The sequence below is a fragment of the Vibrio maritimus genome (genome assembly GCF_021441885.1).
GTDB classification, from domain to species: domain Bacteria; phylum Pseudomonadota; class Gammaproteobacteria; order Enterobacterales; family Vibrionaceae; genus Vibrio; species Vibrio maritimus_B.
Genome location: NZ_CP090439.1, coordinates 1,679,407 through 1,701,436 on the forward strand (window position 1 = coordinate 1,679,407; position 22,030 = coordinate 1,701,436).

Here is a 22,030-nt window from a genome sequence, read left to right on the forward strand (position 1 = left end):
ATTAGTAATAGAAACGCCCCTCGATAGGGGCGTTTTCGTATTAAAGGTGTTTTAACTAATTTGCGGAAGCCCGCTGTAAGTGCTCGACGAGTACTTTGACAAACCTCGCGGCCTCACCACCAGTACACGCTCTGTGGTCAAAGGTAATCGACAAGGGTAGTGCTTTAACACCAACCGCTTGTCCGTCGCGTAATATGACTTTTTGAATGATGCGACCCGCACCCACAATAGCCACTTGAGGCGGTGTGACAACCGGTGTAGCAAAGATCCCGGCGATTGCACCAAAATTAGAAAGCGTAATGGTCGCGTGTTGCAACTGCTCTCGACCTATCCGCCTTGCGCGAATACCTTCAACGGTTTGATTAAGCCACTGTCGGATCCCTTGCTGATCGTATTCGTTTGCATCTCTGAGCACTGGTACGTAAAGCCCATGACTGCTGTCGACTGCGATACCAATATTCACTTTCGAATGCACACAGCGAGTCATTGTCTCTGCATCAAACCAAGCGTTTAATGCAGGCTCTTCTTGGCAAGCATGAACGACGGCTTTAATCAGTCGTCCAGATATGTCCTCTGTGTCCGCCCAGCTGTTAAGCAACGCTTCTTCGGTAATGGTCACAGAGGCTACAGAGTGGTGGGATTCCGACATAGTGCCGACCATGGTTCTTCTTGCACCCTTGAGTACTTCGGTGCCTGGCGCTTGCTTACCGATTTGCTCGTAGACATCGCTGTCTATGATGACGCCATCTTGCCCACTACCTTTAATTTGAAGTAGATCGATACCCAGTTTCTTCGCGAGAAGACGAGCAGATGGCATGGCAGTAATGGATTGTTCGTCGGAGGTGTGATGGGCAGGCCCCACCCAGAAATCGTCCACTTCGATGTGGTGGGTGTGGTTGGAAACATTACCAACCACGGTCGCTGCGTCATTTGTAGTGGAACTAGATGATAAACCGTTGGTTTCCGTTACGGCTTCTTCTATTTCGATCAGTAGACTGCCGATACTAATGACATCGCCTTCCGCACCGTAGCGCTTCACGATTTTGCCGCTGTAAGGGGCAGGGACTTCAACTACGGCTTTCGCAGTTTCTACTGTCAATATCACTTGGTCTAGCTCAACATCATCTCCAACGTTAACATGCCATTCGACAATCTCAGACTCTGCAAGACCTTCCCCTAAATCTGGCAATAAAAATGACTTCATTTCCAGCCCTCCACCAGTTCTTTAGCCGCTTGAACGATGTCTTCTTCTTGAATCAAAAAGTAATCCTCGTTTTTGTAGTACGGCATAACGGTATCAAGACCAGCCACACGCTTCGGAGGCGCTTTGAGCATGCACATAGCTTGCTCTGATGTGCGGCTTATAATCTCAGCACCGACGCCAAGGCTTCTGCTTGCTTCATGCACCACGAGCAAACGACCGGTTTTCTCAAGCGACTTGAATATCGTCTCCATATCGATAGGTTTGATGCTGGCAAGATCAATCACTTCGACTTCGATACCAGAACGAGACAAAGTATCAGCAGCTTGAAGCGACTCTACTACACATGCTCCCCAAGTGACTAAGGTAAGGTCTCGCCCTTTGCGTAGCGTATAGCAAGTATCAAGTGGAAGAGCTTCGCCGTTATCGACAACATTGGATTTAACAGTGCGATAAATACGCTTAGGCTCAAAGAACATTACGGGGTCGTTACAGCGAATAGCTGACAACAATAGTCCATAAGCACGTTGCGGCGAAGAAGGAATAACGACTCTTAAACCAGGAATGTGTGCGAACAAAGCCTCGACACTTTCAGAGTGATGTTCTGGGGCATGGATACCACCACCAAACGGAGCACGAAAGACGATTGGGCAGGATAAGCGTCCGCGAGTTCGGTTTCTCATCCGTGCAGCGTGGCAGATGATGTGTTCCATGGCGGGAAATACAAATCCTTGAAACTGGAACTCAGCGATTGGTCGCAACCCCTGAGTGGCCATACCAACGGCGACACCGCCTATTAGCGCTTCTGCTAAGGGCGTGTCAATCACTCGCTTAAGACCGAAGCGCTCTTTTAGTCCGACTGTTGCTCGAAACACACCGCCATTATCACCAACATCTTCACCTAACAGGACAACACGTCTGTCCCTTGCCATTTCATGATGCAAAGCTAGGTTTACGGCGTCGACTAGCGTGGACTCCACCGATGCTATCGGGCTCGCGAGAGGTTCAATATGTAGTTGATCAGCCATGTTGTCCTCCTTGCATTCGCATCGATTTATTGATGAGTTCATCTCTTTGAGGTCTGAGTTCCTTTATCGGTTGCTCGTAAAGGTAATCAAACGCGGTTTCTGGAGCTTGAGGAGGAGTATTCAAATAGCGTGCGACAGCTTCCTCAACGAGCTTCTTACTTTCCGCAGCGAGTTCTATCTCGTTGGATTCTTCCCACCATCCTTGAGTTTCTAAAAAGGTTTTTAATCGCGCTATCGGCTCGTATTCCCAAGCCGTATCCAGTTCGTCGTCAGAGCGATATCGAGTGGCATCGTCGGCAGTAGTGTGGTCGCTGAGTCGATAGCTTATTGCCTCGATGAGCGTCGCTCCTTTGCCTTTGCGAGCGTTGGCAATCGACGTAGTAATGACATCCATCATGGCAACGACGTCGTTGCCGTCGACCTTGAGACCTGGAATGCCTGCGCCCTGTGCTTTATCTGCAAGAAAATCGGCACCGCATTGAAGTGCGCGAGGCACAGAGATAGCCCACTGGTTGTTGTTAACGACAAACACAAGAGGAATGTTCCACGCGCCAGCGCAGTTTATCGATTCTAAAAAATCACCTTTGGATGTTGCGCCATCGCCACATGTCACAAGGGCTACATCGTGGTTTCCCTTTATTTTGAGCGCTGCAGCAACCCCAACGGCATGGGTACATTGGGTTGCAATGGGGACGCAGAATGGCAAGTCAGTACAGGGATTGTCGCTGTTGGTAAACTCAAAATCGCTTCCGCGTTCGTCACCACCCCAGTATTGAAGGTTTTTTTCTATCGGGATGCCACGCACCCACATGGCTGGCATATCACGATAGTAGGGAATAAAGACGTCTCGATGAGATAGGGCATGACCGATGGCAATCCCTATTGCTTCAGCGCCGAGGTGCGAAGGGTAGGTACCGAGTTTACCTGTCCGTTGTAGTGCGACAGCTTTAGCATCGTAGGTTCGTGCGACTACCATGTCGCGGTACAGCTTGATTAGGGTCTCTTTGTCAGCCCAATCGGGTAGTGAGTTGACTAAGTTTCCTTGGTAGTCGATAAAACGATGCATGGGTAATGCTTGTACGTTCATCTCGAACTCCTTTTCACATACTCTGGGTAAGAGTGATGTCGATAAGGTTGAAATCAGATACGTGTTTATACGCAGTGTCTCAAACACTTGGATACTATAAGTGTAAACAAATTGTTAATTTTTGCTTCAATTGGTACTTTGTTTGGCAGTAAATATAACCTTACAGTGACTTATGTGAGAAAGAAAAAACTATCAATTGTTGTCCTGTTAGTGATATAGACTGCTTTTTGAAGCTCGGATTGTTTCGAGTTGAAATATGATTCTGGCGAGATATTGTTCAAAATATTATTAAAACGGGAGAGTTAAGCCCAAGATTTTGGGCTTTTTCTATTGAATTTGTTACCTTGTCACCTCTTCGCAAAGCTCTAGTGGCAAACCATCTGGATCTTGGAAGAAGGTATAGCGTTTGCCCGTGTACTCGTCGACGCGAATCGGTTCTACTGAGACGTCTTGCTCCACAAGCTGTGATACTGCGCTATCAATATCATCTACGCTAAAAGCAAGATGCCTCAATCCTTGTGCCTCGGGAAAGCTGGGACGAGGCGGCGCTTCGGGAAAAGAGAACAGCTCTATTTGTGTGCCATCTGGTAGCTCCAAATCCAACTTGTAGGAATCGCGATGCTCTCGATAGTTTTCTGCTAGTACTTTCAAACCGAGTATTTGTGTATAGAAGCGCTTTGATATTTGGTAATCAGAACAGATAACGGCGATATGATGTGTTCCTTTGAGCATGTTACAAGTCCTTTTTATTTGATGAGTTTTGATGGCAGTTCACGTGCTACATAGTCGATGAACACTCTCAAACGAGCCGGCATATATTTGGTTTGCGCGTATTGAAGTGCAATAGCCCCGTGGTAATTACTTTTAATCGTCCAATCTGGTAATACGGGAATAACACTGCCGTCATCGAGTGACTCTTTTATCACGAAGTCGTGGAAGATACCGATACCTAAGCCTTGTTTTACACCGCTAAGTCGCATTTGTGAGTGGTTGATGGCATACCGACCGGTAACGGTCACCGTGTGGAAATCATCGTCTTTGAGAAAATCCCAAATGTTGTCTCTGTCGACTTCCGCCAGATACAAACAATCGTGATGCTCCAAATCACTAGGTGAAGTAGGGAGCCCATTGTTTCGGATGTAATCTGGACTTGCGCACAATACTAGATTTGTTGGTCCTAGCTCTTTCATGACTAGGTTTTCATCAGGTGTGTCGGTTAGCTTGAACGCGACGTCTATCCCAAGGTTTAAGAGATCGTAATCACCATCAATGGCGCGCACTTTTAGCTGAATCTCAGGGTAGTGCTGCAGAAATGGCGCAATGAAAGGTTGCAGTACTGAATTAAGGAAAGCTTCTGGCGCTGCCACGGTGATAGAGCCGCTGGGTTCGGCGTGGTCCGACTGTGACACTTCAACCGCTTGTTGAGCGGCGTTAACCATTAGAACACTCTGATCGTAAACCTTTTGGCCTGCTTGAGTGATTATCAGCTTTCGAGTCGTTCGTTCGAACAGCTTTACAGACAGGGCGCTTTCTAGCCGAGTGATGGTTTTAGACAAGGCTGAAGGTGTAACGCCTAACTTCTTAGCAGCCGCGGTAAAACTGCCTTCGTTAACGACCAATATATAAGACGCCAAGTCGGGTAGGAGCGCGATAAGCTTCTGGCTGAACATGATTCGTGCCTCAGATTCACTAATGGTTTTCCATGTTAAGGGATAATCGTTTGCAGCACAATGAACTAAAATGATTGCATTCGTTAGATACACCAAATCAATAGAATTTGGCTATCTCATCCCCTACATAACCTATTGAGAAATAGGATAGAAAAAGGAATCCACTATGTCTGCTTCGTTTTATAAGCAAATCCAAGATCAGATTGAAGAAGTAAAAGCGGAAGGTTTGTACAAATCTGAGCGTGTTATTACTTCTCAACAACAAGCGGCTGTTGAAATCTCAACGGGCGAAGAAGTACTTAACTTCTGTGCAAACAACTATCTTGGTCTAGCTAACCACCCAGCGCTTATTGAAGCGGGTAAAGCGGGTATGGATAAAAATGGCTTCGGTATGGCGTCTGTACGCTTTATCTGTGGTACTCAAGACATTCACAAAGAGCTTGAGCAGAAGCTTTCTACTTTCCTAGGTAAAGAAGACACGATTCTTTACACCTCTTGCTTCGACGCAAATACAGGTTTGTTCGAGACTATCCTAGGCAAAGAAGATGCAATCATCTCTGATGCACTAAACCACGCATCTATTATCGATGGCGTTCGTCTATGTAAAGCGATGCGTTACCGTTACGCGAACAACGATATGGCTGAACTAGAACAGCAACTTATCGCCGCGACTGAAGCAGGTGCTCGCCACAAGCTTATCGTGACTGACGGTGTTTTCTCAATGGACGGCGTTGTAGCAAACTTACCAGCTATCTGTGACCTTGCTGACAAGTACGGCGCACTGGTTATGGTTGATGATTCTCACGCTGTTGGCTTTATGGGTAAAAACGGCGCAGGTACTCACGAGTTCCACGATGTGGTTGACCGTATCGATATCATCACAGGTACGCTAGGTAAAGCAATGGGTGGCGCGTCAGGCGGCTATACTTCTGGTAAGAAAGAAGTGATTGATTGGTTGCGTCAGCGTTCTCGTCCATACCTATTCTCTAACTCAGTAGCACCGGCAATTGTTAACGCGTCTATCCGCGTTCTAGACCTGCTACAAGAAAGCGGTGACTTACGTGACCGTCTATGGGAAAACGCAGCTCACTTCCGTACTCGTATGGAAGGCGCGGGCTTCACTATGGGCGGTGCTGACCACGCAATCATTCCAATCATGTTAGGTGATGCGAAAGTAGCGGCTGAGTTCGCTGAGCGTGCTCTAGAGAAAGGCATCTACGTTATTGGTTTCTCTTTCCCAGTTGTACCTAAGGGTCAAGCACGTATCCGTACTCAGATGTCAGCAGCACACTCTCGTGAGCAACTAGACCGCGCTATCGATGCATTCATCGAAGTGGGTAAAGACATGGGGCTTATCAAGTAATCGCTCTCTCATTGATTTTTAGCCCTGAGCTTTTGGCTCGGGGCACAGTTTGGTAAATATTATGAAAATCAAAGCACTTTCAAAGCTTAAGCCAGAACAAGGCATCTGGATGACCGAAGTAGACAAGCCTGAGCTTGGTCACAACGACATCCTAATTCGCATCAAAAAGACCGCTATCTGTGGTACTGACGTTCACATCTACAACTGGGATGAGTGGTCACAAAACACAATTCCTGTACCTATGGTTGTTGGTCACGAGTACGTGGGTGAAGTCGTCGGTATCGGTCAAGAAGTTCGCGGCTTCGAAATTGGCGATCGTGTCTCTGGCGAAGGCCACATCACTTGTGGTCACTGCCGTAACTGTCGTGGCGGTCGTACTCACCTATGTCGTAACACAGTAGGTGTGGGTGTTAACCGCACAGGTGCTTTCTCTGAGTACCTCGTTATCCCAGCGTTCAACGCGTTTAAGATCCCTGAAGGTATCTCTGATGACCTAGCATCTATCTTTGACCCGTTTGGTAACGCGGTACACACTGCGCTTTCTTTCGACCTAGTAGGCGAAGATGTACTTATCACCGGTGCGGGTCCAATCGGCATCATGGCGGCAGCGGTTGCAAAACACGTTGGTGCTCGTCACGTGGTTATCACTGATGTTAACGAATACCGTCTAGATCTTGCTAAGAAAATGGGCGTAACGCGCGCAGTTAACGTAGCAAAAGAAAACCTAAAAGACGTGATGGCTGAGCTAGGCATGACGGAAGGTTTCGATGTTGGTCTAGAAATGTCTGGCGTACAAGCAGCATTCAGCTCAATGCTAGAAACCATGAACCACGGTGGTCGTATCGCACTCCTAGGTATTCCACCATCAGACATGGGCATCGACTGGAACCAAGTTATCTTTAAAGGTCTTGTGATCAAAGGTATCTACGGTCGTGAAATGTTCGAAACTTGGTACAAGATGGCAAGCTTGATTCAATCTGGCCTAGATCTAACACCAATCATCACTCACCACTACAAAGTTGATGACTTCCAAGAAGGTTTCGACGTTATGCGCAGTGGTCAGTCTGGTAAGGTTATTCTCGATTGGGAATAAAATAGCCTTTTATAGAGTGTCGCCAGCAATTGGCGACACTCTGTATTATTTTCAAAGTCGCTCCACTCTTAAAGTAAACTCTCTTCTCAACAAGTTGTTTCATTCTAACAACTGCTCAACAAACCACTCCCCAGCAACACCGAGTTGATTTCGCCAAAGCACTTCTATCGGCCATAGGTTACCTGCGCTACCAAAATCATATTCAAGATCTATCAGTTGTTTAGCTTCAACAAGTGGTTTGCATAGGTGTGCAGGAAAGACGGCAAATCCCACGCCCGCCAAGAGCATTTCGCGTATTTGGTAGAAACTGTCTGCAGAGATGACTTGTGCGGAGTATCGCATTGCTTCACGGTATTCTGGTTTAGTGCAAAAGCCCTCATTAAGGAGTAGTTGCGGATGTTGTTCTAAATCTTCTGGCTCAAGACGACCCTGTTGTGATGCAAGCGGAAAATCTGGGGTGCACACGACTCGCCATTCAAGATGGCCTACCATAGATGCATTCATCCCCCTTGGTACTTCATGTCGTGTAGGACCTGCATAAATGTCGAAGTCATCGTCATAACCACTAAGTGACTCAGCATCTATAAATTTGAGCTCAACGGTGGGGTAACTGTTGGTCAGAGACTTGATCCTAAGATTGAAATCGTAAGAGAGAGTATAAGGATGAACGGCTATCACTAGACTAGATTCAACGCCTTTGGAAAGCATCTCTGCATGCTGCTCCATGAGAATTACTTTGGGTAATATATCAAGTGCTTGTACGTAGAGTTTCTTGCCTGCGTCTGTGAGAGTAGGTCGTTTACCATGGTGTCGGTTAAATATCTCCAATTCTAAATCAAACTCTAGTGCTTGGATGGTTTTATTAACCGCTGTATTACTGACGCCTAACTCTCGAGCGGCGGCCGAGAAACTGCCGTGTTGCGCTACGGCGACAAGGTATTTGAGTCGTTCTATAGTGATATACATCGTTACTTCAAACCTTAGGTTGCAAGAGTTAACACTAACATGATTTTTGATTTGCTTAAAATCAATGCATCAGCAAAACGCTAAAAAGCATAGATAAAGGTAAATAACCATGAAGAAATCAATCATTGCTCTCGCTATCATCGCATCAAGCACGTTGAGTATCGCACACGCTACAAGTTCAGAGGGTAAAACTCGAGTGGAAATGGGGGCAACGCAATTCAATATTTTGCATCCAGATCTAAACCGTTACACCTATAAAAACCTAAGTGAGTTTGTTCACACAAAGCAGATCGATAATGGTGGCTACAAGCAAGTCATCGAGCTACGCAAATCGAAAAAGCCTCTTAACTTAAATATGAATTTTGACCACCTTGGTAAGCAACTCAACTTGCTCGATGTGTTACACAAGCATCGTGCTGATGCTTTCATTGTACTAAAGGACGGAAAGATCGTCGCTGAGCAATACTTCGATGGTCAAAGTGAACGTACTCACCATCAAATGATGAGTGTGACTAAATCGTTTACTGGCATCATCGCAGCATCTTTAGTTGCGGAGGGTAAATTGGACAGAAAAGCTCTAGTCGGCGCTTACATTCCGCAGTTGATTCAGTCTGCTTTTGGTATGGCGACAGTAGGCCAGGTTCTTGATATGACCAACAACCTAAATTATTCGGAGTCCTATGAAGATCCAAATGCTGAGGTATTTAAACATGCAAAAACGGTTGGCTTAACGCCAAAAGAGGAAGGTTATAATGGCCCGAAAACCATCCATCAGTTTTTAGCGGAACTCCAAAAAGACGGAGATCGTTCTCATGGCGAAGAATTCCATTACCTAACTGCAAACACGGACGTAGTTGCTTGGCTTATTTCAACAGTGGAAGGGAAGCCATTTAGTGAAGTCTTGGAAGAACGTATTTGGACTCAGTTGGGTATGGAGCGCGGTGCCTATCTGATGTCTGACCCTGCATCGGTAGGTCTTGCCTCAGGAGGACTCAACGGTACCGCTAGAGACATGGCACGGTTTGGTCAGATGCTAGCTGATGGTGGTAAAAACTTGCTTGGTGAGCAGGTGATTCACCCAGATGCGATAGCTGAAACTGAGCAAGGTGGCGACCCAAGCAAGTTCGCAAAAGGCGGATACGGTGAGGGTGCTTTAAAAGGTTGGTCATATAAAAACCAGTTTTGGCATACCATGAACGACAACAATGCTTATACAGCTCTGGGGATTTTTGGGCAGTGGATTTATGTAGATCCAACAGAAAATGTGGTCGTCGTTAGACAAGCATCAGCCGAGAAATCAGTGGTAGATGCTTACGACCACGAAATGCTGTCTGCTATCGATGAAATTATTCGACGAGTTAAGTAGATTATAGAATTAGGCTTTCTATCCATCACTACGTGTGCGATAGGAGGCCTAATTCTTAGATGTAGGTGATTTCGAGGTAGCTATTAGTGCAATCTCGATTTTAACAAACTTTTTATTTCTTGCAGCTCCTGATGGATATCTTCCACTTGCTGATGAGTCGCAAGTATTTGTCTTGCCGTATGGTCTGAAGTAAGTAAAGGTATTTCGGATTCCTTGTCTTTCTCTGCAATGGCATGCTCGGCCGTCATCGTCTCGATCACGACACCAATCATCATGTTCAAAAAGACAAATGCAGTGAGAAAAATGAACGTCAGGTAGTAAATCCAACTAATGGGATAAACTTCCATTGTCTCATACATAACGTCCGTCCAATCTTCAAAAGTGGCAATGCGGAACAAGGTGAGCATGGAGATTGATACATCTCCCCACAGTATATCGTTGATGTCTGAGAAGACTAAGCTACCAACGACTGCATAGATATAGAAGATAATAAACATGAGAACAGCGATGTAGCCCATCTTGGGAATCGCTTTAATCAGTGCGTTAATGAGTAGCTTGAGTTGTGGGATTGCAGATACCAATCTTAATACTCGAAATACTCTTAGCAAACGAGCGATTAAGATGCCTTGTCCTGCTGCAGGAATCAAACTACCGATGACGATGGCAGCATCAAATAGATTCCAACCACTTTTAAAGAAATCGAGTTTGTTTCGATAAGAGAAGAACTTGATGACGATTTCAACTAAGAAAAACAGCAAAATACATGCATCTAACCATTGAAGAGTTTCGACTAGAGCATCAGGTAGTTCAAACGTCTTCGCGCCTATTGTAAGTGCTGCCAGTATGATCACAATGACAGTTAACGATTGAAAGTACTTATTGTTGTTGATTGCGTTTAACTTGAGGTGCAAAGAGGAGATCATAGATGTCGCTCCTTCGAGTATAAGTATCCATTGTTACTTAAATGTTAAGTTGAGTTTATGGATTTTCGCCAGTGGAGAATTGCGACATTTTATGAATGTTTTGGAGTTGCAGAGTGTGTGAATAGAAGAGGTATGTCCTTATATAAAAAGTTTCTACCAAACTTTCTCTAACCTAGGTGTATCTTAGTACTACAACTTGTCTTTTTGCATATTATTATAGTACAAAATAATTATTACCTATAAGTCAAGCCTCTAGTATTCGAGGTCCCGCCAACCACCTAATTATTGGAAAGACCCTCTTAGCCGTATTATGCGCGCCGCTTGATGGGATAGCCCATCACTTTTAATTCACGTACAAACGGTCTTCGAGGAAATTAAGGTGAAAAAACAAACTATCGCAATGGCTCTAGTGGCGGCTATTACTTCTGGTGCTGCATTGGCTGAAGCAGAGCCACAGTTTATTGACGGAATCATCAACGAAACAATCGTCAATGGCACTGGTTTCGAAATCGCTCGTGAGTCTGGAATTCCTGGCTTCGATAAGTACTTCGACGGTAATGCCACCCCTGAACAACGCGCACAAGGTGCTCTGGAGTTTGCCGAAGCAGCAGAGCAAAACCCCGAGTTATACGACATCGCTAACGCTATCACTACTAAAGTTGGCAGCGATGAGAATGGGTGGGGTGCTGGCGATCACATCGCAGCAGATCTAAAAGGTGCATTATCTAACACGCCAAGTAATGACCATCAACGTGCTATGGGTGATGTTATCCGCAAGCACACAACTAAAGAAGAACGCGATCAAGCTCGTGAAGCGCTAAAAGACGCACCAAATCAAGGTGACCGCACTGCAGCTGAAGGTGCAGAGGGTAACGTTGATATTATCGACGCTGACATTAAAGCTCGTGATGAACAGGCTGACCGCAATACCGAAGGTGTGGATCGCAACCGTAGTGACATCGATAAGAACGCTGGCAACATCGACCGTAACCGCGAGATCATCGAGAAAAACGAGCGTGACAACCTGAACCAACAGCGTGAAATCGATAAGAACAAAGAAGATATCGCTAACAATGGTAAGCGCATCGATGACAACAAGCGTGAAGCTGACGTAGACCGCGCACGCATTGACGGCAAGGTTGACGAGAACCGTGGCGACATTGATAAAAACAAAACAGATATTAGCAATAACGGTGATCGAATTAAAAGCATCGAAGACGAAGGTAAGCAAGCCGGTGAAGATCTTGACCGTGCACATGCAGACCAGGAACGCGATAATCAGAAAGCAGCTGATGAAATTGGTAGCAACCGCAACAAGATTGAAGATATCCAACGAACTGCCGATAAATGGGATCAACAAGCTCAAAAAGATTGGCAATCAGCAGGTCGCACGATTGACTCAAAATTTAATTCTCAGCAAGGTCAGATCGATGGTAACAGCAACTCTATCGCTCAAAACCGTGAAGCGATTGGGCAAAACTCTAAGCGTATAGATAATCTTGAAAATGCTTTTAAACAGCAGGGTGAGGAAATGCGTGAGCGATACGATGGCGTAAAGGCATCTATGCATGCAATCACTAACGCACGTCCTGTGGCGTATGATGTCGGCGAATTTGCTGTGGGCGCGGGCTTGGGTGCCTCAGGTAGCAAGAAAGCGATTGCTATAGGTGGTGCGTATCGATTCAATGATCAGTGGTCAGGGTCGTTCACGGTAAACCACGAAACAGAGGGTCGCCATACTAAGGCTGATACATCAGCCGGAGTTGGTGCGCAGTTCAGCTTTAAATAAACAATGTATCTTTGAACAGCTGAATCTTCAGCTAAATATAGAAAAGTCTCCTTCGTTGGAGGCTTTTTTGTATTAGGATAATTTTAAATTTATTGGAAGTTGCATAATTGATTCGTTTTGTTGTTAAACAATGTATTACTGAATAGCAAAATAGTAAGAGAAAAGCCCTAAGGAGTTACTAGGTAGGCGATTTACTCGTCAATAAAGGATTGAAAGAGTGGGAAGGGTGGCCGCCCTTCCCACCAAAGCTCGAACACCACACTTTCGAGGCAATGAGTTGTACTGCTCAAGCACGTTCGATGATAAACAGTTTTGTTTTTGTCGTCTATTGAACAATAAACGTACACGCCAGAACCTTCAATAGTAGCTATCGACACGTTGAAATAGGTCGGGATTGACCGGTCTTAGAGTTGAGTGTGGATGATGATTTAGCAATTTATCAATCTATCAGTTTAGTCGATAAGTACCTAACTCGACACCCAATACAAGTTCCTTTACATTGCTGCTTAACAATGGACGAGCGGGTTTCCTGCCCTGATGAATATTTGGGCTATAACTTGCAACCCCTTCAAGGAATGATATTACTTAAATAGTTAAATTAGAACTTGAGGTAACCATATGTCACTGTTTACGTATGCGCGAGATAGTAAATATTATTCGACCCACAAGAATGATGCTGATACGCGTAAATGCATGGAATGTATGAAAGAGTTGATTCACGAACATGCTGAGCGTTTTGCTGGAATGCCATATGAAGCAGCGATTGCTGGTGAACTCAATGGGTCTGTGTTTGTTTCTAAAGGTGAACTTGAAGAGAAAGAACCGCCAATAGGTGAACCAATGGGTTGTCGTACTGACTATGACAGAGACGGCCTCAAACGCTATGTTTTACTGTACGTGGACAAGTGCGCAAGGATGTATAATGGTGCACCAAGTAGCCTTATTAATTCGGCCTTTGCCTCAATTGTAGAGGCGATGTTTGAAATGCAGTACATATCGTTCGAAGAAGCTGAAGATCTACTCATTGATACGTTGAAGGCTCAGTCATGAATGGGCTTACTCAAAAACAGGTCGCACTTATCCGCCATTTGGGTCAAGGTGCGATAGTCGAAGTGGTAAACAAAGCTTCACCATTTGACCCTCGTACCTGGCGTACTTTAATTGGTCGTAAGCTGATCGTGTATCTTAAAACGAAACGCATGTATCGGCTGACCGCTCGAGGAGAGCGAGTCTATTCGCAGATACGGCATCTAGACCAGGACGCAAGAACAATTAGCTGACATAACCTCTGAACAGTGTCTACTAGTTAAGTTCAATTAATGAAAACTCACTAATCAACTATCTGATTAGTGAGTTTTTTTATATCTATTAATACAACTTTCTACACAGTAAAAAAGCATAAAGCCGAACTGTATAAATGCTCAAAGTTGTACATTGATTTTAGTATCAGTCTGTGTGATGGATGCTAATTGTTCTTGTCCAGATAGGCTTGATATTGTTCGCCTCAACAAGACGATAAGAGGCAATTAGTATGAACAAAAGTATCACTCAAGCAGAAGTCACCAACTACATACAGGAATGGTTTGAACAAATGGACACGATGCCAGCCAGTTCGGACTTTTTCACACTGCGCTTAACCGACGACATTAAGTGGATCTCCCCGGGTTTTTGCTTCGATGGGAAGGAGCACTTTGATGACTTCCTTCAAGGAGCTAGGGCAATGATAAAGCCCAACTGTAAACACACGGTAGAGCACATGGTTATAAGAGAAACTGATGGTTACTGTGAGGCGATTTTGAGTATGCATATGGTGGGACAGAGCTTCGAAGATAGTGAATTTAAAGGACAGCCCTTAGATTTACGCAGCAAAGAGGTGTGGAGGTTTGTAAGAGATACATCAAACCAAATCAAGATGTCTAAATGCGTGATTGAAGTCGCCTAACAAATCTATTCGAGGTACAAAATGAAGAAACTTATTACACTATTGGCAATGGCCGTGTCATTCAGTGCTGCAGCGGAAAACGTTCATCTTCGTGATATTCAGGGTGATGTTTTTAAACAGTCAGCCGAAGTGATAGCAGAGAAGGGAACTGTATCGGTAGACTACATCTTCCAGTGCTCGACGCCTGTTACACCCATTGGACAGAAAGGTACTTATGCAACGAAAGTGGAAATTGAACTAACCGCAAAAAACGGTGTTATTTCGGCTTTCACGCCTGACTTGAAAGATATTGAGGCGCGTCATTGTCAGTCCAAAATGAAGCCGGTAGGTATGCACAATTTGTTCGCAGCCATTATTAGTATTGGTAAGTAAATCTAAGCCCGACTCTTTGTCGGGCTTTTTAAATCCTTGATATTTTTCAAAAACGATTTTGACACTGAACCCTCATCTACTGTGGGATGGCTGAGTAACACAATATAAACTGCTTGTAAGCCACAGCTTTAAACTAGGTTAATAGGCCCGTCTTAATACCTTCACTTAAAAAAAGTGTTCAACTGTACAGCATGTTTTGAAAACGCGTTTCTCGTTTTGCTTGGTGTGCGTGTATAAAGCTCGCTTAACCTATCGGCTTTGCACTCTGGGCAACCATTGCCCGACAGGTGATTAGTAGCAGTTTGTTCAAACTCACCGTGTAGAGGGCAAATTAGAGTCACTTTTTTGTGTGCAGTCTTATAATCGACTTTGCTGTAGTCGTAAAACTTCGGACCGTGCTTCAAGATACCTTTCACCTTAAATAGACCGTTTGTAGATCTTTCTGTCATGTCCTATCTCACAATCAAAAGTGAGCCATCAGGACGTCGCCAAACTTCTTTTATGCCGATTAGCTTTTGCCACCAGCGTCTAGAAACTCGCGTCATATTCATTTCTTATATACCTTTTTGTATCCAGTTTCACCGGGGGCTTTGATGATAGGCTAAGAGGCAAGGTTAGATAAGTTAGGTCATATTATTGAGTCGAATAGTTGCCTATTGACTAAGTCCCAATTAATTGTCGCCAAGATTTACCCAACCCTAGAGCTACTGTCATTCCATAACAAAGGGGACTTCACTTTACCAACGAGCAGTGAATGCCAGTTACATGACTCTGTTTTTTGTCATTAGGTTACAAGTTTCGAGAGAACTTCATATTCGCGAGGATGATGACGAAATGGGACATGTAAAAATAAAAGATATTGGATTAATTCTGTCTACATACCTGTTCTTATACGAGTGCAGTGAAAATTATCAGGCTTATTTACGCAAAAAGCGGCCTCAGCCGCTATTTTTGTGTTTATCGATTAGAAGTATTAAGATCCAGACAGTTTAGTTACAACCGTATCAAACAGGCTATTACCCTTTGAGCGATTCACTCGCTCGGTCATTGTGTGTCTTATTTTTCGCTCCTCGTTTCCAAGGAATAAAGCGATACCTGTGTACAAAACAACAATGAGTGAAATTACCATACTAGTTACCTTTTAAAATCGTTTACCTAAGATGAGAGTCGCGCCATTTCGTGTACGACCCTTCTGATACATAAGAGACGCTTCCCAGTTGTCATCGAACTCTTTAGATACACCTACCATGGTTGACCAAGAGTCATTGTGCTGTCTTACACTGAACTCGTGGCCATCAATATTTCCTCGAATGTATCTGTCGTAAGACTGATACTGCGCACCTACCATGATCCTGAAGTCGTTCGGTAGCATGTAGCCCACCATTGGTGTAATAACCAGGGCATTAAGATTAGCGCCAACCCCATTTACGGAAGTAGCAACGTAGGTTGTGTCTACAGCTCCGAACCAATTGCCATAGCCCGCTGCTAAAACCGCGCCAACACCAATGATGTCGCTCGTTGTGCCTAAGCCATTAATATGGTCGCGAGTCACGGTGCCGTCGAAATCATTCATTCCTAAGGTTATATTTGAAGACGTTGTGGCTTTACCAATCATTGCGTGTAGGTTGAGAAATGGTAATACCCACATGTCTGCGCGAAGCGCTAGCAAGTTTGTAGTGTTTACTGTACCACTGACACCGTCGGGCATGTCTTCAGCAATGTTTGGGTCGCCTTGTAATGTAAAGTTATCAAGGCCCATCTTGTCTTCTTGAGAATGAGTGAATACCGATATGCCGATGGGCTTAGGTAGTTTAATTCCTAAATCTCGGACTTCATCACCATAAAATGGTAAGGTGCGCCCATAGTCTTCGTCGGTAGAATTAGCGCCACCATTAATATCTGAGATGGCGGCGGATGTGCCAAAAGACACTACTGCTGCAAGCAGCATAGCTTTATTTAATATGTTCATTGTTGCCTCAATGCGCTGCTCTTCTACATGTAATAAAGGAAGAGTTGTTTGCTGAGCTACAAAACCGTTCCATCGATTTGATTGCTCTTTTGTTTTAAATAAACAATTATTAGAACTAACCAATTTTCTAGTTAGTTGTTACTTGTGGAATGAATAAAACCTTATAACTACGAAATTATATTATTCACACTGTTTAATTATTGCTACGGACTCGATAACCTTGCCCAGGCTTGGGTGGCCTCTGCGCAAATCGACAGTGACACGATATAGCGTGTCACGAAGTTTAGGTACAAAATGCTTCCGAAATCGATCGCGTGCTAGGGCATCGGTTCTATATCGCATCGTAATATTTTTTAGTACTTTCTTTGTGTCTAGACACGTAACAATAATATAAAACGGTCTAAGCGGGGCTATCGTCATAATGAATACCTCTAATTAAGTTATGACTTTATGTGTTCTCCGATAGTTCACACTCAAACATAGAAGGGTAATTCTCATGACCAATTACCTCACGGAGCTTGGTTATATAACCCTGTCGTTCCAATGTTATAAGTGTTGCTAAATTTCGTTTAGAAAAAGATACGCGCTTTTCTCCAATAGCATGCATTGAGCGTAATACCGCTATAACTAAGGTTTGTGAGCTTGACAGCTTCATCAGAGCCTCCTGTTATCAGTTTTGGCTACATTGATGGAGTAGCGTTAGGGGCGACAGCTTGCTGTACAATGCTTGGTACACCGGCGGTAATCTTTTCAGGGCATGTATAATCTGATTTTACGATTACTTCTGTCTCTATATCTGTGGAGCTTTGATACAAGCACTTCTTCAATGAGGCTGACTCGATGTGTTGTCCATTGCTTCTTTCGAGGACAACCGGTTTTTCGGTGATGAAATCACCATAGTCCGCAAAACTGAATGATGATGCTAAAAGTAGAATGCTGGCTAGTGTTTTAGTGCCAATAGATTTTAAGATACTTTGACTAATCATTGTTGATACCTCGAGTTCAGAGGGCGGCCACCCTCGTACATATTTATTTTCGGTAAGTTGTGTATGTTTAAAGCTGTTATTTGAGATAATTGCTTTATTGTTAGAATTTAATACCTACAGCTAATGCTGCTTGAGAGTTGTCTTTAATAACGCTATTTGCTTTCTGCTGGTCGTTCATGTTTATCTTCTGAACTCGAAGGTCGACATAGACATCGACTGGTGTATTAAGGCGTACACCGGCTGCTGTGGTGAGGTAAGTGCCCTTGAAACTATTTAATTCTGTTTGAGGCGCTGATGCGGATCCACCAATAAAGCCACGCTTTGTACCATTGATGAAGGCACTGCCCACAGCAACATATGGCTTGATATCCCAGCCTTTGGCAAGGTTAAATGCGTAACCCATCTCAGCTTCTAATCGAACATCTCTGCCGCGGATATCACTACCTGCATTAGTTCCATCGCCTGATTCAGAGTAACCAGCGCCACTAAAAGCCGTGACCGATCCATTAATAGCGAAAACACGGTTGAAGTCATAACCCGCTTCTATTTTTGCGCGGTTTCCAGAGTTTGTTGTAATGCCGTCAAAGGTAAGTTCCTGTCCAGAGACAGCGCCCACCCCTAAACGGAATCCTGAGTAGTCTTCGGCGAAGGTTGCGCCGGAAGTGATGCTTGTAAAAAGTGCGACTGCTAGAAGTTGTTGTTTCATATTTGCCTCAAAAATATTTCAGGCATCCATGCTAGGTAACTGTAGTGGTTTAGAATCCGCGCCCAGACCGGGTGTATTGTTAACTCACACCAAGAACTGGTCGACTTGGATGTCGATAGCGTGTGTTTTTCGATGTGCGCTAATGTAGTGTATTTTTAAATCAGGCTCAAAATAGGTATCGCTCGAAAACACGAATAGGTGTATGGATTGTTAAAGCAAGGTTGATTGGTTCTTGTGAAAAAAAAGCCCAACGCTAGGTTGGGCTTTGGTAGAGTGGCTGAACAGACCTCAATTAGTCGTTTTCACGCGAGATGTTGCCACTTGAACGATCTAATCCACAGTGGCATGCTTCAGCAATTTGGGTAGTTGATTGGGATAGACCGATATCGTTCTCAAAGATATAAATTTACTTATGCACGGCTCTTTATTTAAGAGTCGAGTCATTGAAACGTACTAATAAATTGGAAGCACTATTTCTTAATTAGGTCCATTAGCTTTTGGCATACTTTGTACATAGAACTACGGTACTGAATTCCGATTGCAACACGAATCATCAGTAGTAAAAATACGAGTAGAAGGCTTTGCATTATTACCTCATTAACGAATAGTACAGATGCTGATAAGCCGCTTTTGCTTCGTTTGGATTAAGGAAAAATCGTCCGATATAATGATATATCGGACGTGTCCTATCATCCTTGGGTGCAATAGGGAAAACAAGTATGTGACTCAAAGTTAGGTGGATGCAAATACCTATCTATAAGTCGAGAGCAAGATTAAAGACCTTGCCCTCCTAGGCAGACCAAAGGCTTAATTAAGGTCTGCACGTAGGGTAATTGAATAGATTGTTATCAGCAAATGAGATGGTTATCGGTATTGTGAATAGATGAAGTTCACATAAACCATGAGCAATTGTTGAAGTGCGGTGGCTAATTTGCACCAAGGTTTGTTAGTCGTGATTGTTTAAGTTCACGCATAGTTTTACTGTGTTGGTACTCCGCGCCGACTCGCCCACACTTGATACCTAGTGGGTCGATGCCTCTGCGCTCGAGTTCAGACTTTATTTGTGAGTCGGAGAACTGGTAGTTGCTTGCTAGTTTTGTGTTTCTGATCGTCTCATTTTCAGAGAGAGCAGCACAAAGGTGGTAACTATTCGCGCCTTTCAAGTAAGCGTTGTTATTTGAGCAGCCAAAGAGTGTAACTGCCATGGCTAGTAGGAGTATATTTTTCATGGTCTACCTATTATCATTTCTAAGTATTGGCTCTTTGTCCCTTTCAGCCTCCAAAATTTCTCCGAGTAGCGATTGCTTTTCCAGTTCAGAGATCAGTGTTAGTCTTCCGGATTCTACTTGCGGACTATCGCCCTCGCATCGTCGTAATACAACTAGGGCGCGTTCTATCAAATAGTTCCCGGCTATCATTTCTGCATGCGAAGATTCAGCAGCGTCATTGATTTCATCTAGCAGACGACAAAGTCTGCGTAATTGAGGGAATTGGTTTTGTTCAGTCATAATAATTCATCCATTCTGTAATTCACTGATTTGTTCTATTCAGCGTGTAGAACTATTGTCCTATTACGTAATATTGAATGCGAATTAGGTGACCATCGGGTTCGTTAATAGATAAAGTTGTAATCCACGCTTGCTTAAAACGAACTTAAAATGAAAAACCAATACGTGGAACTACCATATATCATCCATTGATTGAGTTTCGAGTTCATAGTGTGATTCAACCTCATACTCAACTTCTGCCCCATATTCCGCTTCGTATTCATACTCGGCTTCTACTTCATACTCATATTCGGCTCGATCTACAGCATGTGCACATTCTTCTCTTGCAAACTCGCCGTCAATTACGCCTGCGCCAGCACCGATTAGTGCTCCTTTTTTTGTATCTCCTGCCATTGCACCGATGACCCCACCAATGATAGCTCCGTCGACAGCGCTCGTAATTGGTGTGGCATAGCAATCTTCTACGGATGCATAGGCTTGTGTACTGAACACGGAAGCAGCAACCAGCGTGACAGATAGTTTTTTCATTATGTTTCCCCCCTTAAAAGGCTGTACCAAATTTAATTTGGATCGCAGTGTCGGTTTCACTTCTAGATACATCCACACCTGCTTTAATGCCAAGTTGGCGGGCGATGGTGTAGCGAAATCCCATACCGATGGTGTTGTTCCAGTCGAGCTTTCTAGCACCGTGGTCATAGGCGGTACCTGAACCGGTAAAGCCAATGATCTGGTAGCGAGTATTGATGTTGTAGCCAACTTGAACCTCGCCCAAGGCAACGTTGTCGCCTTGGTTTCTAAGGGCTGCGATACCACGCATTTGAACAAAAGGTCGAGCGTAGAAAGGAACATCTCCGGCGGTATTAATCGTGTTTACTCGCCATGCTAGAGACCATTTGTTGTTGATTTCGTGGTACGAGCGTACATCGACGTTTAAACGCTGATGATTGAAGTCGCCGCCCCAACGTTTGTTGTAATCTGAATAGATGATCTTGGCTTTTATGCCGTCTGTGGGTGCAAACTGATTATTTAGGCTGTCATAGGTGAGGCGTAAGTCTGCTCGCGCCCCTTTGTTTGTCATTCGAGTCGCTGCATCTCCAGCGAATGTGACGTCACCACGGAAATAGTGATATCCAGCACCGACGAAAAAATTACTATCGAATAAGCGGAAATCAATGTTTGAAAAGGCATAGTTACCTTTAAGGTTCATTCGAGTTGGCGTATCAAAGCCATGGAAGTTTACGTTGATATTGGCTTTAAACAGACCGCCTTCGAAGCGCACTTTATCATCCAACCATACGCCTTGGTGGAAAGCACCACCGAAGCCAGTACCGTTATTTGTTCCAGCACCAATGACACCAGAAATACTTGGAGCGATTGTTGTTACTTTTTCCGGGTTTTCACGACGGATCTTTTTTTGCTCTTCCGTCTCATGAAAAAATATCGCGCCGAGCCCTGCACCGTAGCCAATTGCAGGATCAGTAATTAACATTGGGATTGGCATAAAGCCTGTCGCTCGCTCGAGAAGAAAGCGACTGGCATCAGGCTTTCCGTCCACCGGGTCGATAGTCATGGGGCTTTTAGCGGCCACGCCAAAAGGGAGCATGATTGCTCCAAGTATTAGTTTTTTCATTATAAATGCCTCGATTAATTGGGGGCGGACAATACATGATGAAAAAAAAACCAGCAAAATAGATACCCATCATAAATGCAGATGGGTATATCTAAGGGCTTGTAATTTAGAGCATCATTTTGCAAAACTCACAATCGACTACCTTCCAACCTACAAGCTGAATGCTTAAATGGATTGATGCAACATGTAGTATCACAATAGCTGATGGATTCCTCTTTGTTCGACTATATTAGACTCTATTATCATTGACGCTACAGGTGAGGGGCATGCGATGCACCTTATATAAAATACAGTTTAATTTTAAGAGGTGTTTAATATGAAATTAGTACTTTCGACTCTAGCTATTTGTTTACTAGTTGTTTATGCATGCGCAGTTGGAGCTTACTAATCTGTGCCGACAGATAAAACACATAAGTTGACTTAGCCTACTG

Annotated in this window: 22 protein-coding genes; 8 read left to right on the forward strand and 14 right to left on the reverse strand. The window is 44.2% G+C overall.

Going from position 1 to position 22,030, the window contains the following annotated elements; translation table 11 throughout:
- Positions 1-55: 55 nt before the first annotated feature.
- From LY387_RS23955 to LY387_RS23975, 5 genes are all read right to left on the reverse strand, one after another.
- A complete protein-coding gene (locus LY387_RS23955; protein WP_234496667.1) occupies positions 56-1,204 on the reverse strand; it encodes a dihydrolipoamide acetyltransferase family protein in 1,149 nt (382 codons plus the stop codon).
- On the reverse strand, positions 1,201-2,229 hold the full coding sequence (locus LY387_RS23960; protein ID WP_234496668.1) for an alpha-ketoacid dehydrogenase subunit beta: 1,029 nt from the start codon (positions 2,227-2,229) through the stop codon (positions 1,201-1,203). The genes LY387_RS23955 and LY387_RS23960 overlap by 4 nt, the downstream gene beginning before the upstream one ends.
- Positions 2,222-3,316: a pyruvate dehydrogenase (acetyl-transferring) E1 component subunit alpha gene (gene pdhA, locus LY387_RS23965; RefSeq protein WP_234496669.1), complete on the reverse strand. Its 1,095-nt coding sequence runs from the start codon at positions 3,314-3,316 to the stop codon at positions 2,222-2,224. Before pdhA ends, LY387_RS23960 begins: the two co-directional genes overlap by 8 nt.
- Positions 3,317-3,655: 339 nt before the next feature.
- Entirely contained in the window at positions 3,656-4,048 is a 393-nt protein-coding gene (locus LY387_RS23970) for a VOC family protein (RefSeq protein WP_234496670.1), read from the reverse strand.
- A 14-nt stretch (positions 4,049-4,062) separates the two neighbouring features.
- Positions 4,063-4,986, reverse strand: coding sequence for a LysR family transcriptional regulator (locus LY387_RS23975; RefSeq protein WP_234496671.1), 924 nt, complete (start codon positions 4,984-4,986; stop codon positions 4,063-4,065).
- Between the two features lie 166 nt (positions 4,987-5,152).
- On the opposite strand from LY387_RS23975, the gene LY387_RS23980 reads away from it, so the two are divergent.
- Together LY387_RS23980 and tdh are read left to right on the forward strand one after the other, a co-directional pair.
- A complete protein-coding gene (locus tag LY387_RS23980) occupies positions 5,153-6,349 on the forward strand; it encodes a glycine C-acetyltransferase (protein ID WP_234496672.1) in 1,197 nt (398 codons plus the stop codon).
- Between the two features lie 61 nt (positions 6,350-6,410).
- Complete coding sequence (tdh, locus tag LY387_RS23985; RefSeq protein ID WP_042470405.1) at positions 6,411-7,442, forward strand: L-threonine 3-dehydrogenase; 1,032 nt, start codon at positions 6,411-6,413, stop codon at positions 7,440-7,442.
- 99 nt (positions 7,443-7,541) lie between these two features.
- Here tdh and LY387_RS23990 read toward each other — a convergent pair whose 3' ends face one another.
- Complete coding sequence (locus LY387_RS23990) at positions 7,542-8,408, reverse strand: LysR family transcriptional regulator (RefSeq protein ID WP_234496673.1); 867 nt, start codon at positions 8,406-8,408, stop codon at positions 7,542-7,544.
- Positions 8,409-8,517: 109 nt separating this feature from the next.
- On the opposite strand from LY387_RS23990, the gene LY387_RS23995 reads away from it, so the two are divergent.
- A complete protein-coding gene (locus tag LY387_RS23995) occupies positions 8,518-9,774 on the forward strand; it encodes a serine hydrolase domain-containing protein (RefSeq protein WP_234496674.1) in 1,257 nt (418 codons plus the stop codon).
- Positions 9,775-9,857: 83 nt separating this feature from the next.
- Here the strand turns inward: LY387_RS23995 and LY387_RS24000 are convergent, their stop codons facing one another.
- On the reverse strand, positions 9,858-10,697 hold the full coding sequence (locus LY387_RS24000) for an ion transporter (protein ID WP_234496675.1): 840 nt from the start codon (positions 10,695-10,697) through the stop codon (positions 9,858-9,860).
- Between the two features lie 379 nt (positions 10,698-11,076).
- Here LY387_RS24000 and LY387_RS24005 point away from each other — a divergent pair, with 379 nt between their 5' ends.
- From LY387_RS24005 to LY387_RS24025, 5 genes are all read left to right on the forward strand, one after another.
- Positions 11,077-12,486 carry a YadA C-terminal domain-containing protein gene (locus tag LY387_RS24005; protein WP_234496676.1) on the forward strand — a complete coding sequence of 470 codons (1,410 nt, stop codon included), beginning with the start codon at positions 11,077-11,079 and terminating at the stop codon, positions 12,484-12,486.
- A 618-nt stretch (positions 12,487-13,104) separates the two neighbouring features.
- Entirely contained in the window at positions 13,105-13,536 is a 432-nt protein-coding gene (locus LY387_RS24010; RefSeq protein ID WP_234496677.1) for a hypothetical protein, read from the forward strand.
- Positions 13,533-13,766, forward strand: coding sequence for a hypothetical protein (locus LY387_RS24015; RefSeq protein ID WP_234496678.1), 234 nt, complete (start codon positions 13,533-13,535; stop codon positions 13,764-13,766). The genes LY387_RS24010 and LY387_RS24015 overlap by 4 nt, the downstream gene beginning before the upstream one ends.
- A gap of 251 nt (positions 13,767-14,017) precedes the next feature.
- Positions 14,018-14,428 carry a nuclear transport factor 2 family protein gene (locus tag LY387_RS24020; protein WP_234496679.1) on the forward strand — a complete coding sequence of 137 codons (411 nt, stop codon included), beginning with the start codon at positions 14,018-14,020 and terminating at the stop codon, positions 14,426-14,428.
- A 21-nt stretch (positions 14,429-14,449) separates the two neighbouring features.
- Entirely contained in the window at positions 14,450-14,800 is a 351-nt protein-coding gene (locus LY387_RS24025) for a hypothetical protein (RefSeq protein ID WP_234496680.1), read from the forward strand.
- A gap of 161 nt (positions 14,801-14,961) precedes the next feature.
- On the opposite strand, the gene LY387_RS24030 is transcribed toward LY387_RS24025, so the two are convergent.
- From LY387_RS24030 to LY387_RS24060, 7 genes are all read right to left on the reverse strand, one after another.
- Positions 14,962-15,249: a DUF723 domain-containing protein gene (locus LY387_RS24030; protein ID WP_234496681.1), complete on the reverse strand. Its 288-nt coding sequence runs from the start codon at positions 15,247-15,249 to the stop codon at positions 14,962-14,964.
- 692 nt (positions 15,250-15,941) lie between these two features.
- Complete coding sequence (locus LY387_RS24035; RefSeq protein WP_234496682.1) at positions 15,942-16,769, reverse strand: outer membrane beta-barrel protein; 828 nt, start codon at positions 16,767-16,769, stop codon at positions 15,942-15,944.
- A 680-nt stretch (positions 16,770-17,449) separates the two neighbouring features.
- On the reverse strand, positions 17,450-17,755 hold the full coding sequence (locus LY387_RS24040; protein WP_234496683.1) for a hypothetical protein: 306 nt from the start codon (positions 17,753-17,755) through the stop codon (positions 17,450-17,452).
- Positions 17,756-17,855: 100 nt separating this feature from the next.
- Entirely contained in the window at positions 17,856-18,461 is a 606-nt protein-coding gene (locus LY387_RS24045; RefSeq protein ID WP_234496684.1) for an outer membrane beta-barrel protein, read from the reverse strand.
- 926 nt (positions 18,462-19,387) lie between these two features.
- Positions 19,388-19,690 carry a hypothetical protein gene (locus LY387_RS24050; protein ID WP_234496685.1) on the reverse strand — a complete coding sequence of 101 codons (303 nt, stop codon included), beginning with the start codon at positions 19,688-19,690 and terminating at the stop codon, positions 19,388-19,390.
- Positions 19,691-20,140: 450 nt separating this feature from the next.
- On the reverse strand, positions 20,141-20,497 hold the full coding sequence (locus tag LY387_RS24055) for a glycine zipper family protein (RefSeq protein WP_234496686.1): 357 nt from the start codon (positions 20,495-20,497) through the stop codon (positions 20,141-20,143).
- 13 nt (positions 20,498-20,510) lie between these two features.
- Positions 20,511-21,599 carry a BamA/TamA family outer membrane protein gene (locus LY387_RS24060; RefSeq protein WP_234496687.1) on the reverse strand — a complete coding sequence of 363 codons (1,089 nt, stop codon included), beginning with the start codon at positions 21,597-21,599 and terminating at the stop codon, positions 20,511-20,513.
- Positions 21,600-22,030: the final 431 nt, after the last annotated feature.